This is a genomic window from Modicisalibacter sp. MOD 31.J (genome assembly GCF_020147985.1).
Taxonomy (GTDB): domain Bacteria; phylum Pseudomonadota; class Gammaproteobacteria; order Pseudomonadales; family Halomonadaceae; genus Modicisalibacter; species Modicisalibacter coralii.
On sequence record NZ_JAGXFF010000003.1, the window covers coordinates 322,316 to 338,335 of the forward strand.

Sequence of the window (16,020 nt, forward strand, 5' to 3'; positions counted from 1 at the left end):
CGCGCCGCAGGCGCAAGTCGAGGTACACCGTGGATTATCCCAACCGCTTTGACGTCATCGTCATCGGCGGTGGCCATGCGGGAACGGAAGCCGCACTGGCCGCCGCCCGCATGGGCTGTCAGACCCTGTTGCTGACGCACAACATCGAGACACTGGGCCAGATGTCCTGCAATCCGGCGATTGGAGGCATCGGCAAGAGCCATCTGGTCAAGGAGATCGATGCCCTGGGTGGCGCCATGGCTCTGGCCACCGATCGCGCCGGCATCCAGTTTCGCGTCCTCAACGCCCGCAAGGGGCCGGCCGTTCGCGCCACCCGTGCCCAGGCCGACCGCGTGCGCTACAAGGCGGCGATTCGCGGTGTGCTGGAGAACCAGCCCAATCTCACGCTGTTCCAGCAGGGTGTGGATGACCTGATCGTCGAGAACGACACCGTCAAGGGCGCCGTGACCCAGACCGGGATCCGCTTTCATGCCGAGACGGTCGTGTTGTGCACAGGCACCTTCCTCGGCGGAGTTATCCACATCGGGCTGGACAACCACACCGGCGGACGGGCCGGCGATCCGCCCGCCAATGCCCTGGCCCAACGCCTGCGGGCCCTACCGTTCCGTGTCGATCGGCTCAAGACCGGTACGCCGCCGCGGCTCGATGCCAAGAGCATCGACTTCGACCGCCTCGAGGAGCAGCCCGGCGATGCGCCGTCGCCGGTGATGTCGTATCTCGGCTCGCGGGACATGCATCCGCGTCAGGTCAGTTGCCGCATCGCGCATACCAACGCGCGCACCCACGAGATCATCTTCGCCAATCTCGATCGCTCGCCGATGTACTCCGGGGTGATCGGCGGCGTGGGGCCGCGCTACTGTCCGTCGATCGAGGACAAGGTCCATCGCTTCGCCGACAAGTCGAGCCATCAGGTCTTCATCGAACCGGAAGGCCTCGACACCCACGAGCTCTACCCCAACGGTATCTCGACCTCGCTGCCGTTCGACGTGCAGCTGCAGGTGGTGCGCTCGATCGAGGGGCTGGAAAACGCCCATATCACCCGGCCCGGCTACGCCATCGAGTACGATTTCTTCGATCCCCGCGATCTGCGCCACTCGCTGGAGACCAAGTTCGTCCACAACCTGTTCTTCGCCGGACAGATCAACGGCACCACCGGCTACGAGGAAGCCGGTGCCCAGGGCCTGCTGGCCGGGATCAACGCCGCCCTGCGGGTGCGCGGCGAGGCGTCCTGGTGCCCGCGGCGCGACGAGGCCTATCTCGGCGTGCTGGTCGACGACCTGATCACCCTGGGCACCCAGGAGCCCTATCGGATGTTCACCTCGCGGGCCGAATACCGCCTGCTGCTGCGCGAGGACAACGCCGACCTGCGCCTGACCGAGACCGGGCGGCGCCTGGGGTTGATCGACGACGCGCGCTGGGCGGCATTCACGACCAAGCGCGAAGCGATCGCGCGGGAACAGTCCCGGCTGGCCGCCACCTGGATCCAGCCGCGTTCGGCGGCGGCCGAGCAGCTCAATGCCAGACTGCCCAAGCCGCTCAACCGCGAGTACAACCTGCTCGAGCTGCTCAAGCGTCCCGAGCTCGGCTATGCCGATCTCGTCGGTCTCGACGGCATCGAGTCACCGGGCGTCGACGACGAGGCGGTCGCCGAGCAGGTGCAGATCCAGGCCAAGTACCAGGGCTACATCGATCGCCAGCAGGGCGAGATCGACAAGCTCAAGCGTCACGAGGCCACCCCGCTGCCGGCGAATCTCGACTACTCGCGGGTCGAGGGGCTGTCCAACGAGATCCGCGACAAGCTCGCCGCGGCGCGCCCCGAGACCCTGGCCCAGGCCGGCCGCATCTCCGGCGTCACGCCGGCGGCGGTATCGATCCTGCTGATCCATCTCAAGAAACGGCGACTGCTCGACGATAGCCGCGCGGTGAACGCATGACGCCGGAATGCGAGCGTCGTCTCGACGCCGGCCTCGCGGCCCTGGCCATCGACGTCGAAGCCGGGGCCCGACGGCAGTTGCTGGCCCTGCTGGGCCTGTTGCACAAGTGGAACCGGGCTTATAACCTCACCGCGGTACGCGCCCCGGAAGCGATGGTCACCCGCCACCTGCTCGACAGCGCCTCGGTACTGTCGGCGGTGAGCGGGCCGCGGGTGCTCGACGTGGGCGCCGGTGCCGGCTTTCCCGGCTTGGTGCTGGCGATTCTCGCCCCGGAACTCGACGTGACACTGCTCGACAGCAACGGCAAGAAGGTTCGCTTTCAGCGCCAGGCGGTGCTCGAACTGGGGCTCGACAACGTCACGCCGGTTCAGGCGCGTGTCGAACGCTTCACCGCCGAGCCGTTCGACCAGATCCTTTCGCGGGCCTTCGCCAGCCTGGGCGATTTCGTCTCGCTGAGCGATCCGCTGCTGACCGCCGAGGGGGAATGGCTGGCGATGAAGGGGCAGGCCTGCGAGGATGAACTGGCCGGGCTGCCGGCATCTGCCCGTCTGATCGAGCGTCGTGCGCTCCACGTGCCGGGCGAGGACGCCGAGCGCCACCTGCTGCGCGTCCGCCGTACCGGCTAGTCGGGGGCGCCGAGCCGGTGTCTACATCGCAATCGGCCGGGTGGCCACCAAGCCGGGCCCGTCGGGCTCATCGTCGAGTAAGGGAGTCTCGTTCGTGACCAAGATCATCGCCCTGACCAACCAGAAGGGTGGCGTCGGCAAGACCACCACCGCGGTCAATCTGGCGGCCTGCCTGGCGGCGCTGGACCGGCGCGTGCTGCTGATCGACCTCGACCCGCAAGGACATGCCACCATGGGCAGCGGCGTCGACAAGCACGAACTCGACGGCAGCGTGCTCGACGTGCTGCTCGGCGAGAAGCCGGCCGCCGAAGTGATTCTCGACTGCCCCGAGGCCGGTTATGCGCTGCTGCCGAGCAACGGCGACCTGACCGCCGCCGAGGTCGACCTGCTCGACCGCGACGGGCGCGAGCGCTGCCTGCACGAGGCGGTCAGCGGCGTGGCCAGCGAATACGACGTGGTCCTGATCGATTGCCCGCCGTCGCTCAACATGCTCACCGTCAACGGCCTGACCGCTTCCGATGGCGTGCTGATCCCCCTGCAGTGCGAGTTCTATGCCCTGGAGGGGCTCTCGGCGCTGCTCGATACCGTCGAGCAGATCCAGGCCAGCGTGAATCCGGCGCTGCAGGTATTCGGTATCGTCCGGACCATGTTCGACAACCGCAACAGCCTGACCCGCGACGTCACCAAGCAGCTGCGCGACTATTTCGGCGACACCCTGCTCAAGGCGGTGATTCCGCGTAACGTGCGGGTCGCGGAGGCGCCCAGCCATGGCCTGCCGGTCACCAAGTACGCGCGCTTCTCGCGCGGCAGCCAGGCCCATCGGGTGCTGGCCAAGGAACTGATTCGCCGTCTGTCGCTATGACCCCGGGATCGTCTCAAGGAAAGCTCCATGACTCGTAAACGTGCCCTGGGCCGCGGCCTGGATGCCCTGATCGGTGCCAACGCCCGCCGTCGCGATCTGCTCGACGCCGATATTCAGCTCGATGCCCCCGAGACCGAGCCCGAAGCCCCCGCCGAACCGAGTGGCGAGGAGCGGCTGGTGCGTCTGCCGCTGGGCCAGCTGTCGCGCGGGCGCTACCAGCCGCGTCGCGACATCCAGCCGGAAGCCCTCGAGGAGTTGACCGACTCGATTCGCAGTCAGGGGGTGATGCAGCCGATCGTGGTGCGTCCGGTCGGCGAGGACCGCTACGAGATCATCGCCGGCGAGCGGCGCTGGCGCGCCGCCCAGCTCGCCGAACTCGACACCATTCCGGCGGTGGTGCGCGACGTCAGCGATCAGACCGCCCTGGCCTTGGCGTTGATCGAGAACATCCAGCGCGAGAACCTCAATCCCGTCGAGGAGGCGCTGGCGCTCAAGCGTCTGCTCGACGAATTCGAATTGACCCAGCAGCAGGTCGCCGATGCGGTGGGCAAGTCGCGTGCCCAGGTCGCCAACCTGCTGCGCCTGCTGGCGCTGGATCCGGAAGTCCAGACACTGCTCGAACGCGGCGATCTCGACATGGGCCATGCCCGGGCGCTGCTGGTGCTGCCCGCGGCAAAACAGCGCAAGGCCGCTCACGAAGTGGTCAACAACGATCTCACCGTTCGCCAGACCGAGGCGCTGGTCAAGAAGCTGCAGGCCGGCAAGCCCGCGACGAAGACCGCGGCCGCGCCGTCCGCCGACGTGACACGGCTCGAGACTCAGCTCGGCGACCTGCTCGGCGCCTCGGTGAAGATTCGTCACGGCCAGAGCGGCAAGGGCAAGGTGACCATTCACTACGGCAGCCTCGACGAGCTGGACGGCATCCTCGCGCACATTCGCTGAGCGGCCGTATCAATCGTTAGCCTGGTAAGCGGTTTTCTTCGACGTTCGTCGCGCTTTGGTCGTAGCCTCGCGGGACTTCGCGTGAATTCGCCGCAGGTTCGGTTGAAGGCGCCCCCCCGCTTCCCTATAATCCGCCGAGGTCCGGCGCTGGGGGCGCTCAGTGCACGATAAATCCGGTGGCTGAGGCCGCAAGACACCCGAAAATTTATGCCTGAACCACGCCCGGCCCAGATAAAACGACCCGGATTCGCGCGCCTGCTGGCCGCCCAGATGCTCGTGCTGCTGATCATGGTGGCGATCGCGGCCGGGACGGCAGGCGTGGCAGCGGCAGTATCGGCATTGCTCGGCGCCCTGATCGGCGTGGTTCCCAATGCCTACTTTGCCTGGCGCGCCTTCCGCTATCAGGGAGCGCGACACGCCAGGGACATCGTCAAGAGTTTCTATCGGGCCGAAGCCGGCAAGTTCGGTTTGACGGCGGCATTGTTCACCCTGGTGTTCATTGCAGTGCCTCCCTCAAACCCCGCTTTCTTCTTTGGCGCTTACGTGGCGACACTGGCGACGCAATGGTTGGGGCCCTGGCTGTTGCGTCGCGCGTCGTACACCTGACATCGAGGCAGTGCAATGGCAGCAGGCAACAATCTGACGCCGACGGCGTACATCCAGCACCATCTGCAGAACCTGACCTTCGGGTATCACCCCGAGCATGGCTGGGCGATGGCGCATTCCGCGCAAGAGGCTTCCGAGATGGGCTTCTGGGCGATCCACCTGGACACCATGGCCTGGTCGATCGGCCTCGGCGTGCTGTTCCTGTGGCTCTTCCGCAAGGCGGCCAAGGCGGCCACCACCGGCGTGCCCCAGGGGCTGCAGAACTTCGTCGAGATGATGGTCGAGTTCGTCGACAACTCGGTGAAGGAGACCTTCCACGGCAAGAGCAAGCTGATCGCGCCGCTGTCGCTGACGATCTTCTGCTGGATCTTCCTGATGAACCTCATGGATCTGGTGCCCGTCGACCTGCTGCCGATGCTGGCCCAGAAGATCGGCGTGCTGTTCGGCGCCGACCCGTCGCACGTCTACTTCAAGGTCGTGCCCACCACCGACGTCAATGCCACGCTGGGCATGTCGCTGTCGGTGTTTGCCCTGATCATCATCTACTCCATTCGTCACAAGGGGCTTTCAGGCTTCGTTGGGGAACTCACGCTGCATCCGTTCAATTCCTCCAACAAGCTGTTCCAGGTCATCCTGATTCCGATCAACTTCCTCCTCGAGGTGGTGACCCTGCTGGCCAAGCCGGTATCGCTCGCCCTTCGTCTGTTCGGCAACATGTATGCCGGCGAGTTGATCTTCATCCTGATCGCGATGATCGGGCTGTGGCAGTTGCCGCTGCACTTCTCCTGGGCGGTCTTCCACATCCTGATCGTCACGCTGCAGGCGTTCATCTTCATGATGCTGACGATCGTCTACCTGAGCATGGCGACCGAAGAGCATTGAACCGTTAACCCTTAACCCGCTAAACCACTTGACTGAAAACTGGAGTACACCATGGAAGCACAAGTTCTGGGCATGACCGCTATCGCCGTTTCCCTGCTGATCGGGCTGGGTGCCCTGGGTACCGCCATCGGCTTCGGCATCCTCGGCGGCAAGTTCCTGGAAGGCGCTGCCCGTCAGCCGGAAATGATCCCGCAGCTGCAGGTGAAGATGTTCATCGTCGCCGGTCTGCTCGACGCCGTGACCATGATCGGTGTGGGTATCGCGCTGTTCTTCACCTTCGCCAACCCGTTTGTGGGTTGAATCACGGTGGGTCGCAAGACCAACCGGGACTCTGACCACAAACTAGTGAAGCGAGAGGTGCTGGCGTGAATCTGAACCTTACCCTGATCGGTCAGGCCATAGCCTTCGCGGTCTTCGTCTGGTTCTGCATGAAGTATGTATGGCCTCCGGTCATGCAGGCTCTGCAGGAACGCCAGAAGAAGATCGCCGATGGCCTGGACGCTGCCAGCCGTGCCACCCGCGACCTCGAATTGGCCCAGGAGCAGGCCAGCGAGACGTTGCGCGAGAGCAAAGAACAGGCAGCCGAGATCCTAGAGCAGGCCCACAAGCGGTCCAACCAGATGATCGAGGAGGCGCGCGAGAACGCCCGCCAGGAGGGCGAACGCATGATTGCCAACGCCCGTTCCGAGATCGACCAGGAAATCAATCGCGCGAAGGAAGAGCTGCGTTCGCAGGTGTCGCGACTCGCCGTCGAAGGGGCGGAGCGTATCCTGGAGTCCTCCATCGACGAGACCAAGCATCGCGAGCTCGTCGACAAGCTCGCCGCCGAGCTCTGAGGAGGTGACCCATGGCTGAAACGTCTACCGTCGCCCGGCCCTACGCCAAGGCGGCGTTCGAGTTCGCGAACGCCCGAGGGGCGCTCGAGGCCTGGTCCGAGATGCTGACGCTGGCGGCCCGCGCGGTCGCCGACGACACGCTGCGCGAGCGCGTGCTGAACAACCCGCGGTTGTCCGGCGCCGAAAAGGCCGACGTGCTCATCGACGTCGGCGGCGATGCGCTCAGCGAGGAAGTCAAGAACTTCCTGCGGACCCTGGGGCAGAGCAACCGCCTGGCGGCGCTGCCGGCGATCGTCGAGCAGTTCGACCTGCTCAAGGCCGAGCAGGAGAAGCGCATGGACGTGACCATCGTCTCCGCCTATCCGCTCGACGCCAAGCAGGAAGACACGCTCGCCAGCGCCCTGGCCAAGCGTCTGAACCGCGAAATCTCCATTACCACTCAGGTGGATAGCGCCTTGCTGGGCGGCGTCATCCTGCGTGCCGGCGACACCGTCATCGACGGGTCGGTACGCGGTCGACTGGCGCGCCTGCGCGAGACACTTTCCGTCTGAGCTTGAGGGACATGGCATGCAGCAACTGAATCCTTCCGAGATCAGCGACATCATCAAGCAGCGTATCGAGAAGCTGGATGTCGCCTCCGAAGCCCGCAACGAGGGCACCATCGTCAGCGTGTCCGACGGCATCGTGAAGATTCACGGGCTGGCGGACGCGATGTTCGGTGAAATGATCGAATTCCCCGGCAGCGTCTTCGGCATGGTGCTCAACCTCGAGCGCGACAACGTCGGCGCCGTGGTGCTGGGCGACTACCAGATGCTCGAAGAGGGCATGACCGCGCAGTGCACCGGTCGTATCCTCGAGGTGCCGGTGGGCCCCGAGCTGGTCGGCCGTGTGGTCGACGCGCTGGGCAATCCCATCGACGGCAAGGGCGACCTCGACGCCAAGCAGACCGACGCGGTCGAGAAGGTCGCTCCGGGCGTCATCACCCGCCAGGGCGTCGACCAGCCGATCCAGACCGGTCTCAAGTCGATCGACGCCATGGTGCCGATCGGTCGCGGCCAGCGCGAGCTGATCATCGGCGACCGTCAGATCGGCAAGTCCGCCATCGCCGTGGACACCATCATCAACCAGAAGGGCAAGGGCGTAACCTGTATCTACGTCGCGGTGGGTCAGAAACAGTCGACCATCGCCAGCGTGGTGCGCAAGCTCGAGGAGCACGACGCGATGGAGCACACCATCGTCGTCGCCGCCGGCGCCGCCGATCCGGCCGCCATGCAGTTCCTCGCGCCCTATGCCGGCTGCTCGATGGGCGAGTACTTCCGCGACCGCGGCCAGGACGCCCTGATCGTCTACGACGACCTCACCAAGCAGGCCTGGGCGTATCGCCAGATCTCGCTGCTGCTGCGTCGTCCGCCGGGCCGCGAAGCCTATCCGGGTGACGTCTTCTACCTGCACTCGCGTCTGCTCGAGCGTGCCGCGCGCGTCAACGCCGACTACGTCGAGAAGTTCACCGACGGCGAGGTCAAGGGCCAGACCGGCTCGCTGACCGCGCTGCCGATCATCGAGACCCAGGGCGGCGACGTCTCGGCGTTCGTGCCGACCAACGTGATCTCGATCACCGACGGTCAGATCTTCCTCGAGACCGGGCTGTTCAACTCGGGCATCCGTCCGGCGATCAACGCCGGTCTCTCGGTGTCCCGTGTGGGCGGCAGCGCGCAGACCAAGATCATCAAGAAGCTGGGTGGCGGCGTGCGTCTGGCGCTGGCCCAGTATCGCGAACTGGCGGCGTTCTCGCAGTTCGCCTCGGATCTCGACGAAGCGACCCGCAAGCAGCTCGAGCACGGTCAGCGCGTCACCGAGCTGATGAAGCAGAAGCAGTACACGCCGCTGTCCATCGCCGAGATGGCGCTGTCGCTGTTCGCCGCCAACGAGGGCTTCCTCGAGGACGTGCCGGTGGACAAGGTGCTGGCTTTCGAAGACGCGCTGCACCACTACATGAAGGACGAGCACGGCGATCTTCTCGACAAGATCAACGAGTCCGGCGACTACAGCGACGAGATCAAGTCGGGTCTCAAGGCCGGCGTCGAGCAATTCAAGGCCACTCAGACCTGGTGATCCGTCGGGCCCGGCGGCGCCGGGCCCGTGATTTCCCTGAGAGGCCACGAATAAGGTAGATCGCTATGGCAGCCGCAAAAGAGATCAAGACTCAGATCGGCAGTATCAAGAATACGCAGAAGATCACCAGCGCCATGGAAATGGTCGCTGCGTCGAAGATGCGTAAGGCGCAGGAGCGGATGCAGGCCAGTCATCCGTATGCCGAGCAGATCCGCAAGGTCGTCGGGCATATCGCCAAGGCCAATCCCGAGTACCGGCATCCGTACACCCTCGATCGCGAGGTCAAGCGGGTCGGCTACATCGTCGTGTCCAGCGACCGTGGCCTGGCCGGCGGCCTGAACGTCAACCTGTTCAAGGCCGTGGTCAAGGACGCCAAGGCGTGGCGCGACAAGGGCGTCGAGACCGACTTCGTCGCCATCGGCAGCAAGGCCGGCGCGTTCTTCCGCAAGTACGGCGGCAACCTGCTTGCCGCCAAGAGCGGGCTCGGCGAGGCCCCCGAGGCCAAGGATCTGATCGGTAGCGTCAAGGTCATGCTCGACGCCTTCGACGAGGGCACGCTGGATCGGCTCTACGTGGTGTACAACGAATTCGTCAACACCATGAGCCAGAAGCCGATCGTGCGTCAGCTGGTGCCGCTGAGCACCGACCTCGACGAGGGGGCCGACGGCGAACAAACCCGTCCCGACAGCTGGGACTACCTGTATGAGCCGGACGCCAAGGACCTGCTCGACAAGCTGCTCAAGCGCTATGTCGAGTCCCAGGTCTATCAGGCGGTGGTCGAGAATGCAGCCTGCGAACAGGCGGCGCGCATGATCGCGATGAAGAACGCGACCGACAACGCCGGCGACCTGATCGACGAATTGCAACTGGTGTACAACAAGGCCCGCCAGGCGGCCATCACCCAGGAAATTTCCGAGATCGTGAGTGGCGCCGCCGCGGTGTGACGCGCCGGTGAGACGCAGCAGGTTTCATTTGCAGGTTTAAGAGGAACCAAGATGAGCGGACGTATCGTACAAATCATCGGCGCGGTGATTGACGTAGAGTTTCCGCGGGACGACGTGCCCAAGGTCTACGACGCGCTGAAGGTCTCGGATTCCGGGACCGTTCTCGAGGTCCAGCAGCAGTTGGGCGACGGCGTGGTGCGAGCCATCGCCATGGGCTCCACCGAAGGGCTCAAGCGTGGCCTGTCGGTCGACAACACCCAGGCGGCGATTTCCGTGCCGGTGGGCAAGGCCACCCTCGGTCGCATCATGAACGTCCTCGGCGAGCCGATCGACGAGGCCGGCGAGATCGGCGAGGACGAGCGCATGCCGATCCACCGCACGCCGCCGACCTACGCCGATCAGGCGGCCTCCAGCGAGCTGCTGGAGACCGGCATCAAGGTCATCGACCTGGTCTGCCCGTTCGCCAAGGGCGGCAAGGTCGGCCTGTTCGGCGGCGCCGGCGTGGGCAAGACCGTCAACATGATGGAGCTGATCCGCAACATCGCCACCGAGCACAGCGGGTATTCGGTGTTCGCCGGGGTCGGTGAGCGGACCCGCGAGGGCAACGACTTCTACTACGAAATGCAGGAGTCCAACGTCCTCGACAAGGTCTCGCTGGTCTACGGCCAGATGAACGAGCCGCCGGGCAACCGCCTGCGCGTGGCGCTGACCGGCCTGACCATCGCCGAGAAGTTCCGCGACGAAGGCCGCGACGTGCTGCTGTTCGTCGACAACATCTACCGCTACACCCTGGCGGGGACCGAGGTCTCGGCACTGCTGGGTCGCATGCCGTCGGCGGTGGGTTACCAGCCGACGCTGGCCGAGGAGATGGGCGTGCTTCAGGAGCGCATCACCTCGACCAAGACCGGCTCGATCACCTCCGTGCAGGCCGTCTACGTGCCCGCGGACGACCTGACCGACCCGTCGCCGGCGACCACCTTCGCCCACCTGGACGCCACCGTGGTACTGGCGCGTTCGATCGCCGAGCTGGGTATCTACCCGGCGATCGATCCGCTCGATTCCACCTCGCGTCAGCTCGATCCGCTGGTGGTCGGCGATGAGCACTACGACACCGCGCGCGGCGTGCAGAACGTGCTGCAGCGCTACAAGGAGCTCAAGGACATCATCGCCATCCTGGGGATGGACGAGCTGTCCGACGAGGACAAGCTGTCGGTCAATCGGGCGCGCAAGATCCAGCGCTTCCTGTCGCAGCCGTTCTTCGTCGCCGAGGTCTTCACCGGGGCGCCCGGCAAGTACGTGTCGCTGAAGGACACCATCCGTGGTTTCCAGGGCATTCTCAACGGCGACTACGACGAGCTGCCGGAGCAGGCTTTCTACATGGTCGGCACCATCGACGAGGCCGTCGAGAAAGCCAACAAGATGAAGTGAAGCCCCTCACCGAGAGGACCTAAGGTATGGCGAACAGCTTCCAATGCGAGATCGTCAGCGCCGAGCAGTCGATCTTCTCCGGCGAGATCAGCCAGCTGGTGGCGGCCGGGACGATGGGCGACCTGGGCATCATGGCCGGTCACGCGCCGCTGTTGACCGAGCTCAAGCCGGGCCCGCTGCGTGTGCTGGGCGAGGACGGCGACGAGCAGATCTACTACGTCGACGGCGGCTTCCTCGAGGTCCAGCCGAACCTGGTATCGGTGCTTGCCGATAGCGCGGTGCGGGCTCGCGATCTCGACGAGGCCGAGGCGGAAGCGGCGCGCAAGGAGGCCAAGCACGAGCTCGACGAGCAGAAGTCGGACCTGGACTACTCCCGGGCCGCGGCGGAGCTCGCCGAGGCAGTGGCCAAGCTGCGCACCCTGGATCAGCTGCGGCGCAAGAGCGGGTCGCGCTGAGACCGACCGTGTGCACGATCGACGCCCCGTGGAGTCCCGCTCCACGGGGCGTTTTTTTGGGTGCGCCAGGCATGGCGCGCGGCGCCTGACCGGCACAGTTCCCGGGAGGGACGAGCGCGGGCCGAGTCGCCACGCCAGTGGTGCTTGGCCGCGGCTGTCCTTACACTGAGCGGGTTTCAGGCACGATGGACGAGGAACGGCAATGACGCTCGATGTGGTGATCCTGGCCGCCGGCCAGGGAACGCGGATGCGCTCGCGGCGCCCCAAGGTATTGCATGAACTGGCGGGCCGGCCGATGGTGCGTCACGTGCTCGATACCGCCGGTGAGCTGGATACCCGGCGGCTGCACGTGGTCATCGGCCATGGCGGCGATCAGGTGCGCGAAGCGCTCGGCGACACGCCGGCCGACTTCGTCGTCCAGGCCGAGCAGAAGGGCACCGGGCATGCCGTGGCGCAGGCGCTGGACGCGCTCGGCGACGGCAAGGTGCTGATCCTCTACGGCGACGTGCCGCTGATCCGGCGCGAGACGCTGGCCGCGCTGCTGGACCGGGTCGACGAGCGGCGGATGGCCCTGTTGACCGTGACCCTGGAGAATCCCGCCGGTTACGGGCGCATCAAGCGCGACGAGCGGGGCCACGCGGTGGCCATCGTCGAGCACAAGGACGCCACGCCGGCCGAGCGTCGCGTGCAGGAGTGCAACACCGGCATCATGGCGATGACCGCCGCTCAACTGCGTCGCTGGTTGCCGCGGCTCTCGGCCGACAACGCCCAGGGCGAGTACTACCTCACCGACGTGATCGCCATGGCCGCCGGGGAGGGCATCGAGATCGCCACCGCCCAGCCCGGCGATCCCGTCGAGGTCGAAGGGGTCAACGACCGTGTCCAGTTGGCGCGTCTCGAACGTATCGTCCAGCGTGACGCCGCCGAGCGCCTGATGCGCAGCGGGGCGACGCTGGCCGACCCCGGGCGGCTCGAGGTGCGCGGCCGTGTCGACTGCGGACGCGACGTGTTCATCGACGTGGGCTGCGTGTTCGAGGGTAACGTCGAGCTCGCCGACGGCGTGCACGTCGGCCCCTACTGCGTGATCCGCGATGCCCGGCTGGGGCCGGACAGCACGATCCAGGCGCACAGTGTCATCGAGGGGGCGACCCTCGACGGCGGCAGCCAGGTGGGGCCCTTCGCCCGCCTGCGGCCCGGGACGCATCTGGCGCGGGGCGCGAGGATCGGCAACTTCGTCGAGACCAAGAACGCCGAGGTCGGCGAGGGGGCCAAGATCAACCACCTGAGCTACGTCGGCGACGCGCGCCTGGGCCGCGACGTCAACATCGGTGCCGGCACCATCACCTGCAACTACGATGGTGCCAACAAGCACCATACCGAGATCGGCGATCGGGCCTTCATCGGTTCCAACACCGCGCTGGTCGCGCCGGTCAGCGTCGGCGAGGGGGCGACCGTGGGGGCCGGCTCGACGATCAGCAAGGACGTCGAGGCCGGCTCGCTGGCCGTGGCACGCAGCCGCCAGACCTCGCTCGGCGGCTGGCAGCGTCCGACCAAGCGCTCCTCCTGACGCCGCCCAACGGGACTACGCCGGGCGCGATGAGCGCTCTCATGCCCCTCGCCGGGTGGCGAGTGACCCCGCCACCCGGCGTACGCTGAAATTCTTCCTCGCCGGCCCCCTGCGGCTTGACGGGCGCTGGCGCATCGCGTTTGATGGGCCTATATTCTTTCGAATCGAAAGATATTGCTTTCGCAACGAACGCTGAAATGAGCAAACGCGATACCGCCCAACGCCGTCACGCCATCCTGGCCCACGTCAACGCCCACGGCGAGACCAGCGTCGATAGCCTGGCGCGCCGCTTCGCCACCTCCGAAGTCACGGTGCGCAAGGATCTCGCCACCCTGGAGAAGAGCGGGTTGCTGCTGCGCCGTTTCGGCGGTGCCGTGCCGCTGCCCCAGGAGATGCTCGCCGAGGGCAACGCGCCGCCCTCGGCGGCCAAGCGGGCGATCGCCCGCGCCGCCGGCGAACGGATCCGTGCGCATAACCGCATCATCATCGACAGCGGCACCACCACCTCGGCGATGATTCCCGAACTCGGCGGTCGCGAAGGGCTGGTGGTGATGACCAATGCCCTGTCGGTGGCCTGCGCGCTGCGCGAACTGGAGCCGGAGCCGGCGATCCTGATGACCGGCGGTACCTGGGACCCGCATTCGGAGTCGTTCCAGGGCCAGGTCGCCGAGCAGGTATTGCGCTTCTACGACTTCGATCAACTGTTCATCGGTGCCGACGGCATCGATCTCGACCGTGGCACCACCACCTACAATGAGCTGCTCGGCCTGTCGCGGGTCATGGCCGAGGTGGCGCGCGAGGTGGTGGTGCTGGTGGAATCCGACAAGCTCGGCCGCCGGATTCCCAATCTGGAACTGCCCTGGGCACGCATCCAGACCCTGATCACCGACATGGGCATGGACGACACGACCTGCTCGCGCATCGAGGCGCACGGTGTCAGGGTGGTTCGCGTCGCCGTGGACGACTGAGAGACAAGGAGCCCCAACATGTGTGGAATCGTCGGTGCCGTTGCCGAGCGCAACGTTCAGGGAATCCTCCTCGAGGGGCTGCGCCGCCTCGAATACCGTGGCTACGACTCGGCGGGGATGGCGGTACTCTCCGACGACGCCCGGCTCAACCGCCGGCGCGCGGTGGGCAAGGTCGCGGCGCTCGAGGCCAGCCTCGACGCCGGGCCGCTCGAGGGGCGGGTGGGCATCGCTCACACCCGCTGGGCAACCCATGGCCGGCCCACCGAACAGAACGCCCATCCCCATCAGTCGGGCGAGAGCCTGGCGGTGGTCCACAACGGCATCATCGAGAACCACGAGACGCTCAAGGCGGAACTCGAGAGCCAGGGCTACGTGTTCACCTCGCAGACCGATACCGAAGTGATTGCCCACCTGCTGGCGCGGGAATTCAATCGCACCCAGGACCTGCTCGAGGCCGTCCGCCAGGCGGTCACCCTGCTCGACGGCGCCTACGCGCTGGCGGTCACGCATCGCAGCCAGCCGTCGCTCATCGTTGGCGCGCGCAAGGGCAGCCCGCTGGTGGTCGGCGTGGGCATCGGCGAGAGTTTCCTGGCTTCCGACCCCCTGGCGCTGCTGCCGGTCACCGACCGCTTCATCTATCTGCAGGAGGGCGACGTGGTGCGCATCGCCCGGGGCGAGCCGGTGGCGGTCTTCGATGCCGCCGGCGAATGCCAGGAGCGCAGCGTGCACACCTACGAACACGGCGACGGCGCGGCCACCAAGGACGGCTATAGGCACTTCATGCTCAAGGAGATCCACGAGCAGCCCCAGGTCGTCGCCGCCGCGCTGGAGGGTCGGCTCAGCGAACGCCGGGCGCTGATCGAGAGTTTCGGCAGCGAGGCCGAGGCGATCTTCTCGCAGGTGCGTCAGGTACATATCGTCGCCTGCGGGACCAGCTACCATGCCGGGCTGGTGGCCCGCTACTGGCTGGAGAAGTATGCCGGCATTCCCGCCCAGGTCGAGGTCGCCTCGGAATACCGCTACCGCCGGGTGGTGGTGCCCGACGGCACGCTGTTCGTGACCCTGTCGCAGTCCGGCGAGACCGCCGATACCCTGGCTGCGCTGCGCTTCGCCCGCGAGCGCGGTTACGTGGGCAGCCTGGCGATCTGCAACGTGCCCGGCAGCTCGCTGGTGCGCGAGTCCGACCTGACGTTGATGACCCAGGCCGGCCCCGAGATCGGCGTGGCCTCCACCAAGGCCTTCACCAGCCAACTGGTGGCGCTGATGCTGCTGACGCTCTCGCTGGGACGTCTCAACGGCATGGACGAATCGCGCCAGGCGGAGATCGTCCAGGCGCTGCGCACCCTGCCCGGTGCGATCACCCAGGTGCTGGGGCTGGACGGCGCCATCGAGACGCTGTCGATGGCCTTCGCCGAAAAGCACCACGCGCTGTTCCTGGGCCGCGGGTCGCACTTCCCGATCGCCCTGGAGGGCGCGCTCAAGCTCAAGGAGATCTCCTACATCCACGCCGAGGCTTACCCGGCGGGCGAGCTCAAGCACGGCCCGCTGGCGCTGGTCGACAGCGAGATGCCGGTGATCTCGGTGGCGCCCAACGACGAACTGCTCGAGAAGCTCAAGTCCAACCTTCAGGAGGTTCGTGCCCGCGGCGGCGAACTGTTCGTGTTCGCCGACGAGAGCGTGCGCCTTGAAGAGGCCGAGGGCGTGCACGTGTTGCGCCTGCCACACGTCGACGAGGCGTTGGCGCCGATCCTCTACACCCTGCCGTTGCAGCTGCTCTCCTATCACGCCGCCGTGCTCAAGGGCACCGATGTCGACCAGCCGCGCAACCTGGCCAAGAGCGTGACGGTGGAGTAGCGAT

16 protein-coding genes are annotated in these 16,020 nt (G+C 66.3%); all 16 read left to right on the forward strand.

The window, feature by feature from the left end; genetic code table 11:
* Nucleotides 1-29 precede the first annotated feature (29 nt).
* Nucleotides 30-1,934: a tRNA uridine-5-carboxymethylaminomethyl(34) synthesis enzyme MnmG gene (gene mnmG / locus KGR00_RS12125; RefSeq protein ID WP_224418483.1), complete on the forward strand. Its 1,905-nt coding sequence runs from the start codon at nt 30-32 to the stop codon at nt 1,932-1,934.
* Nucleotides 1,931-2,560 (forward strand): 16S rRNA (guanine(527)-N(7))-methyltransferase RsmG, encoded by a 630-nt coding sequence (gene rsmG, locus KGR00_RS12130; RefSeq protein WP_224418482.1) that lies wholly within the window; start codon nt 1,931-1,933, stop codon nt 2,558-2,560. Before mnmG ends, rsmG begins: the two co-directional genes overlap by 4 nt.
* Nucleotides 2,561-2,654: 94 nt before the next feature.
* Nucleotides 2,655-3,422, forward strand: a complete 768-nt coding sequence (locus tag KGR00_RS12135) for a ParA family protein (RefSeq protein WP_129139754.1) — start codon at nt 2,655-2,657, stop codon at nt 3,420-3,422.
* A 27-nt stretch (nt 3,423-3,449) separates the two neighbouring features.
* Complete coding sequence (locus tag KGR00_RS12140) at nt 3,450-4,364, forward strand: ParB/RepB/Spo0J family partition protein (protein ID WP_224418481.1); 915 nt, start codon at nt 3,450-3,452, stop codon at nt 4,362-4,364.
* 207 nt (nt 4,365-4,571) lie between these two features.
* Complete coding sequence (locus KGR00_RS12145) at nt 4,572-4,970, forward strand: ATP synthase subunit I (RefSeq protein ID WP_224418480.1); 399 nt, start codon at nt 4,572-4,574, stop codon at nt 4,968-4,970.
* A 15-nt stretch (nt 4,971-4,985) separates the two neighbouring features.
* Nucleotides 4,986-5,852, forward strand: a complete 867-nt coding sequence (gene atpB / locus KGR00_RS12150; RefSeq protein ID WP_129139751.1) for a F0F1 ATP synthase subunit A — start codon at nt 4,986-4,988, stop codon at nt 5,850-5,852.
* A 51-nt stretch (nt 5,853-5,903) separates the two neighbouring features.
* Nucleotides 5,904-6,152 (forward strand): F0F1 ATP synthase subunit C, encoded by a 249-nt coding sequence (atpE, locus tag KGR00_RS12155; protein ID WP_011508579.1) that lies wholly within the window; start codon nt 5,904-5,906, stop codon nt 6,150-6,152.
* A 65-nt stretch (nt 6,153-6,217) separates the two neighbouring features.
* Entirely contained in the window at nt 6,218-6,688 is a 471-nt protein-coding gene (locus KGR00_RS12160) for a F0F1 ATP synthase subunit B (protein WP_129139750.1), read from the forward strand.
* A gap of 11 nt (nt 6,689-6,699) precedes the next feature.
* Nucleotides 6,700-7,239, forward strand: a complete 540-nt coding sequence (locus KGR00_RS12165; RefSeq protein WP_224418479.1) for a F0F1 ATP synthase subunit delta — start codon at nt 6,700-6,702, stop codon at nt 7,237-7,239.
* A gap of 16 nt (nt 7,240-7,255) precedes the next feature.
* Nucleotides 7,256-8,800, forward strand: a complete 1,545-nt coding sequence (gene atpA / locus KGR00_RS12170; protein ID WP_129139748.1) for a F0F1 ATP synthase subunit alpha — start codon at nt 7,256-7,258, stop codon at nt 8,798-8,800.
* 65 nt (nt 8,801-8,865) lie between these two features.
* Nucleotides 8,866-9,744, forward strand: coding sequence for a F0F1 ATP synthase subunit gamma (atpG, locus tag KGR00_RS12175; protein WP_129139747.1), 879 nt, complete (start codon nt 8,866-8,868; stop codon nt 9,742-9,744).
* A gap of 51 nt (nt 9,745-9,795) precedes the next feature.
* On the forward strand, nt 9,796-11,172 hold the full coding sequence (gene atpD, locus KGR00_RS12180; RefSeq protein ID WP_129139746.1) for a F0F1 ATP synthase subunit beta: 1,377 nt from the start codon (nt 9,796-9,798) through the stop codon (nt 11,170-11,172).
* A 26-nt stretch (nt 11,173-11,198) separates the two neighbouring features.
* Nucleotides 11,199-11,627 (forward strand): F0F1 ATP synthase subunit epsilon, encoded by a 429-nt coding sequence (locus KGR00_RS12185; RefSeq protein ID WP_129139745.1) that lies wholly within the window; start codon nt 11,199-11,201, stop codon nt 11,625-11,627.
* A 202-nt stretch (nt 11,628-11,829) separates the two neighbouring features.
* Nucleotides 11,830-13,194: a bifunctional UDP-N-acetylglucosamine diphosphorylase/glucosamine-1-phosphate N-acetyltransferase GlmU gene (gene glmU, locus KGR00_RS12190; protein ID WP_224418478.1), complete on the forward strand. Its 1,365-nt coding sequence runs from the start codon at nt 11,830-11,832 to the stop codon at nt 13,192-13,194.
* Nucleotides 13,195-13,391: 197 nt separating this feature from the next.
* Nucleotides 13,392-14,162, forward strand: coding sequence for a DeoR family transcriptional regulator (locus tag KGR00_RS12195; protein ID WP_224418477.1), 771 nt, complete (start codon nt 13,392-13,394; stop codon nt 14,160-14,162).
* Between the two features lie 18 nt (nt 14,163-14,180).
* Nucleotides 14,181-16,016, forward strand: coding sequence for a glutamine--fructose-6-phosphate transaminase (isomerizing) (glmS, locus tag KGR00_RS12200; RefSeq protein WP_224418476.1), 1,836 nt, complete (start codon nt 14,181-14,183; stop codon nt 16,014-16,016).
* Nucleotides 16,017-16,020: the final 4 nt, after the last annotated feature.

What these genes read in the sequence shown, in the direction of transcription:
- rsmG (WP_224418482.1), top strand. Translation starts at nt 1,931, where the DNA reads ATGACGCCGGAATGCGAGCGTCGTCTCGACGCCGGCCTCGCGGCCCTG.
- KGR00_RS12140 (WP_224418481.1), top strand. Translation starts at nt 3,450, where the DNA reads ATGACTCGTAAACGTGCCCTGGGCCGCGGCCTGGATGCCCTGATCGGT.
- KGR00_RS12145 (WP_224418480.1), top strand. Translation starts at nt 4,572, where the DNA reads ATGCCTGAACCACGCCCGGCCCAGATAAAACGACCCGGATTCGCGCGC.
- atpB (WP_129139751.1), top strand. Translation starts at nt 4,986, where the DNA reads ATGGCAGCAGGCAACAATCTGACGCCGACGGCGTACATCCAGCACCAT.
- atpE (WP_011508579.1), top strand. Translation starts at nt 5,904, where the DNA reads ATGGAAGCACAAGTTCTGGGCATGACCGCTATCGCCGTTTCCCTGCTG.
- KGR00_RS12165 (WP_224418479.1), top strand. Translation starts at nt 6,700, where the DNA reads ATGGCTGAAACGTCTACCGTCGCCCGGCCCTACGCCAAGGCGGCGTTC.
- atpA (WP_129139748.1), top strand. Translation starts at nt 7,256, where the DNA reads ATGCAGCAACTGAATCCTTCCGAGATCAGCGACATCATCAAGCAGCGT.
- atpG (WP_129139747.1), top strand. Translation starts at nt 8,866, where the DNA reads ATGGCAGCCGCAAAAGAGATCAAGACTCAGATCGGCAGTATCAAGAAT.
- atpD (WP_129139746.1), top strand. Translation starts at nt 9,796, where the DNA reads ATGAGCGGACGTATCGTACAAATCATCGGCGCGGTGATTGACGTAGAG.
- KGR00_RS12185 (WP_129139745.1), top strand. Translation starts at nt 11,199, where the DNA reads ATGGCGAACAGCTTCCAATGCGAGATCGTCAGCGCCGAGCAGTCGATC.
- glmU (WP_224418478.1), top strand. Translation starts at nt 11,830, where the DNA reads ATGACGCTCGATGTGGTGATCCTGGCCGCCGGCCAGGGAACGCGGATG.
- KGR00_RS12195 (WP_224418477.1), top strand. Translation starts at nt 13,392, where the DNA reads ATGAGCAAACGCGATACCGCCCAACGCCGTCACGCCATCCTGGCCCAC.
- glmS (WP_224418476.1), top strand. Translation starts at nt 14,181, where the DNA reads ATGTGTGGAATCGTCGGTGCCGTTGCCGAGCGCAACGTTCAGGGAATC.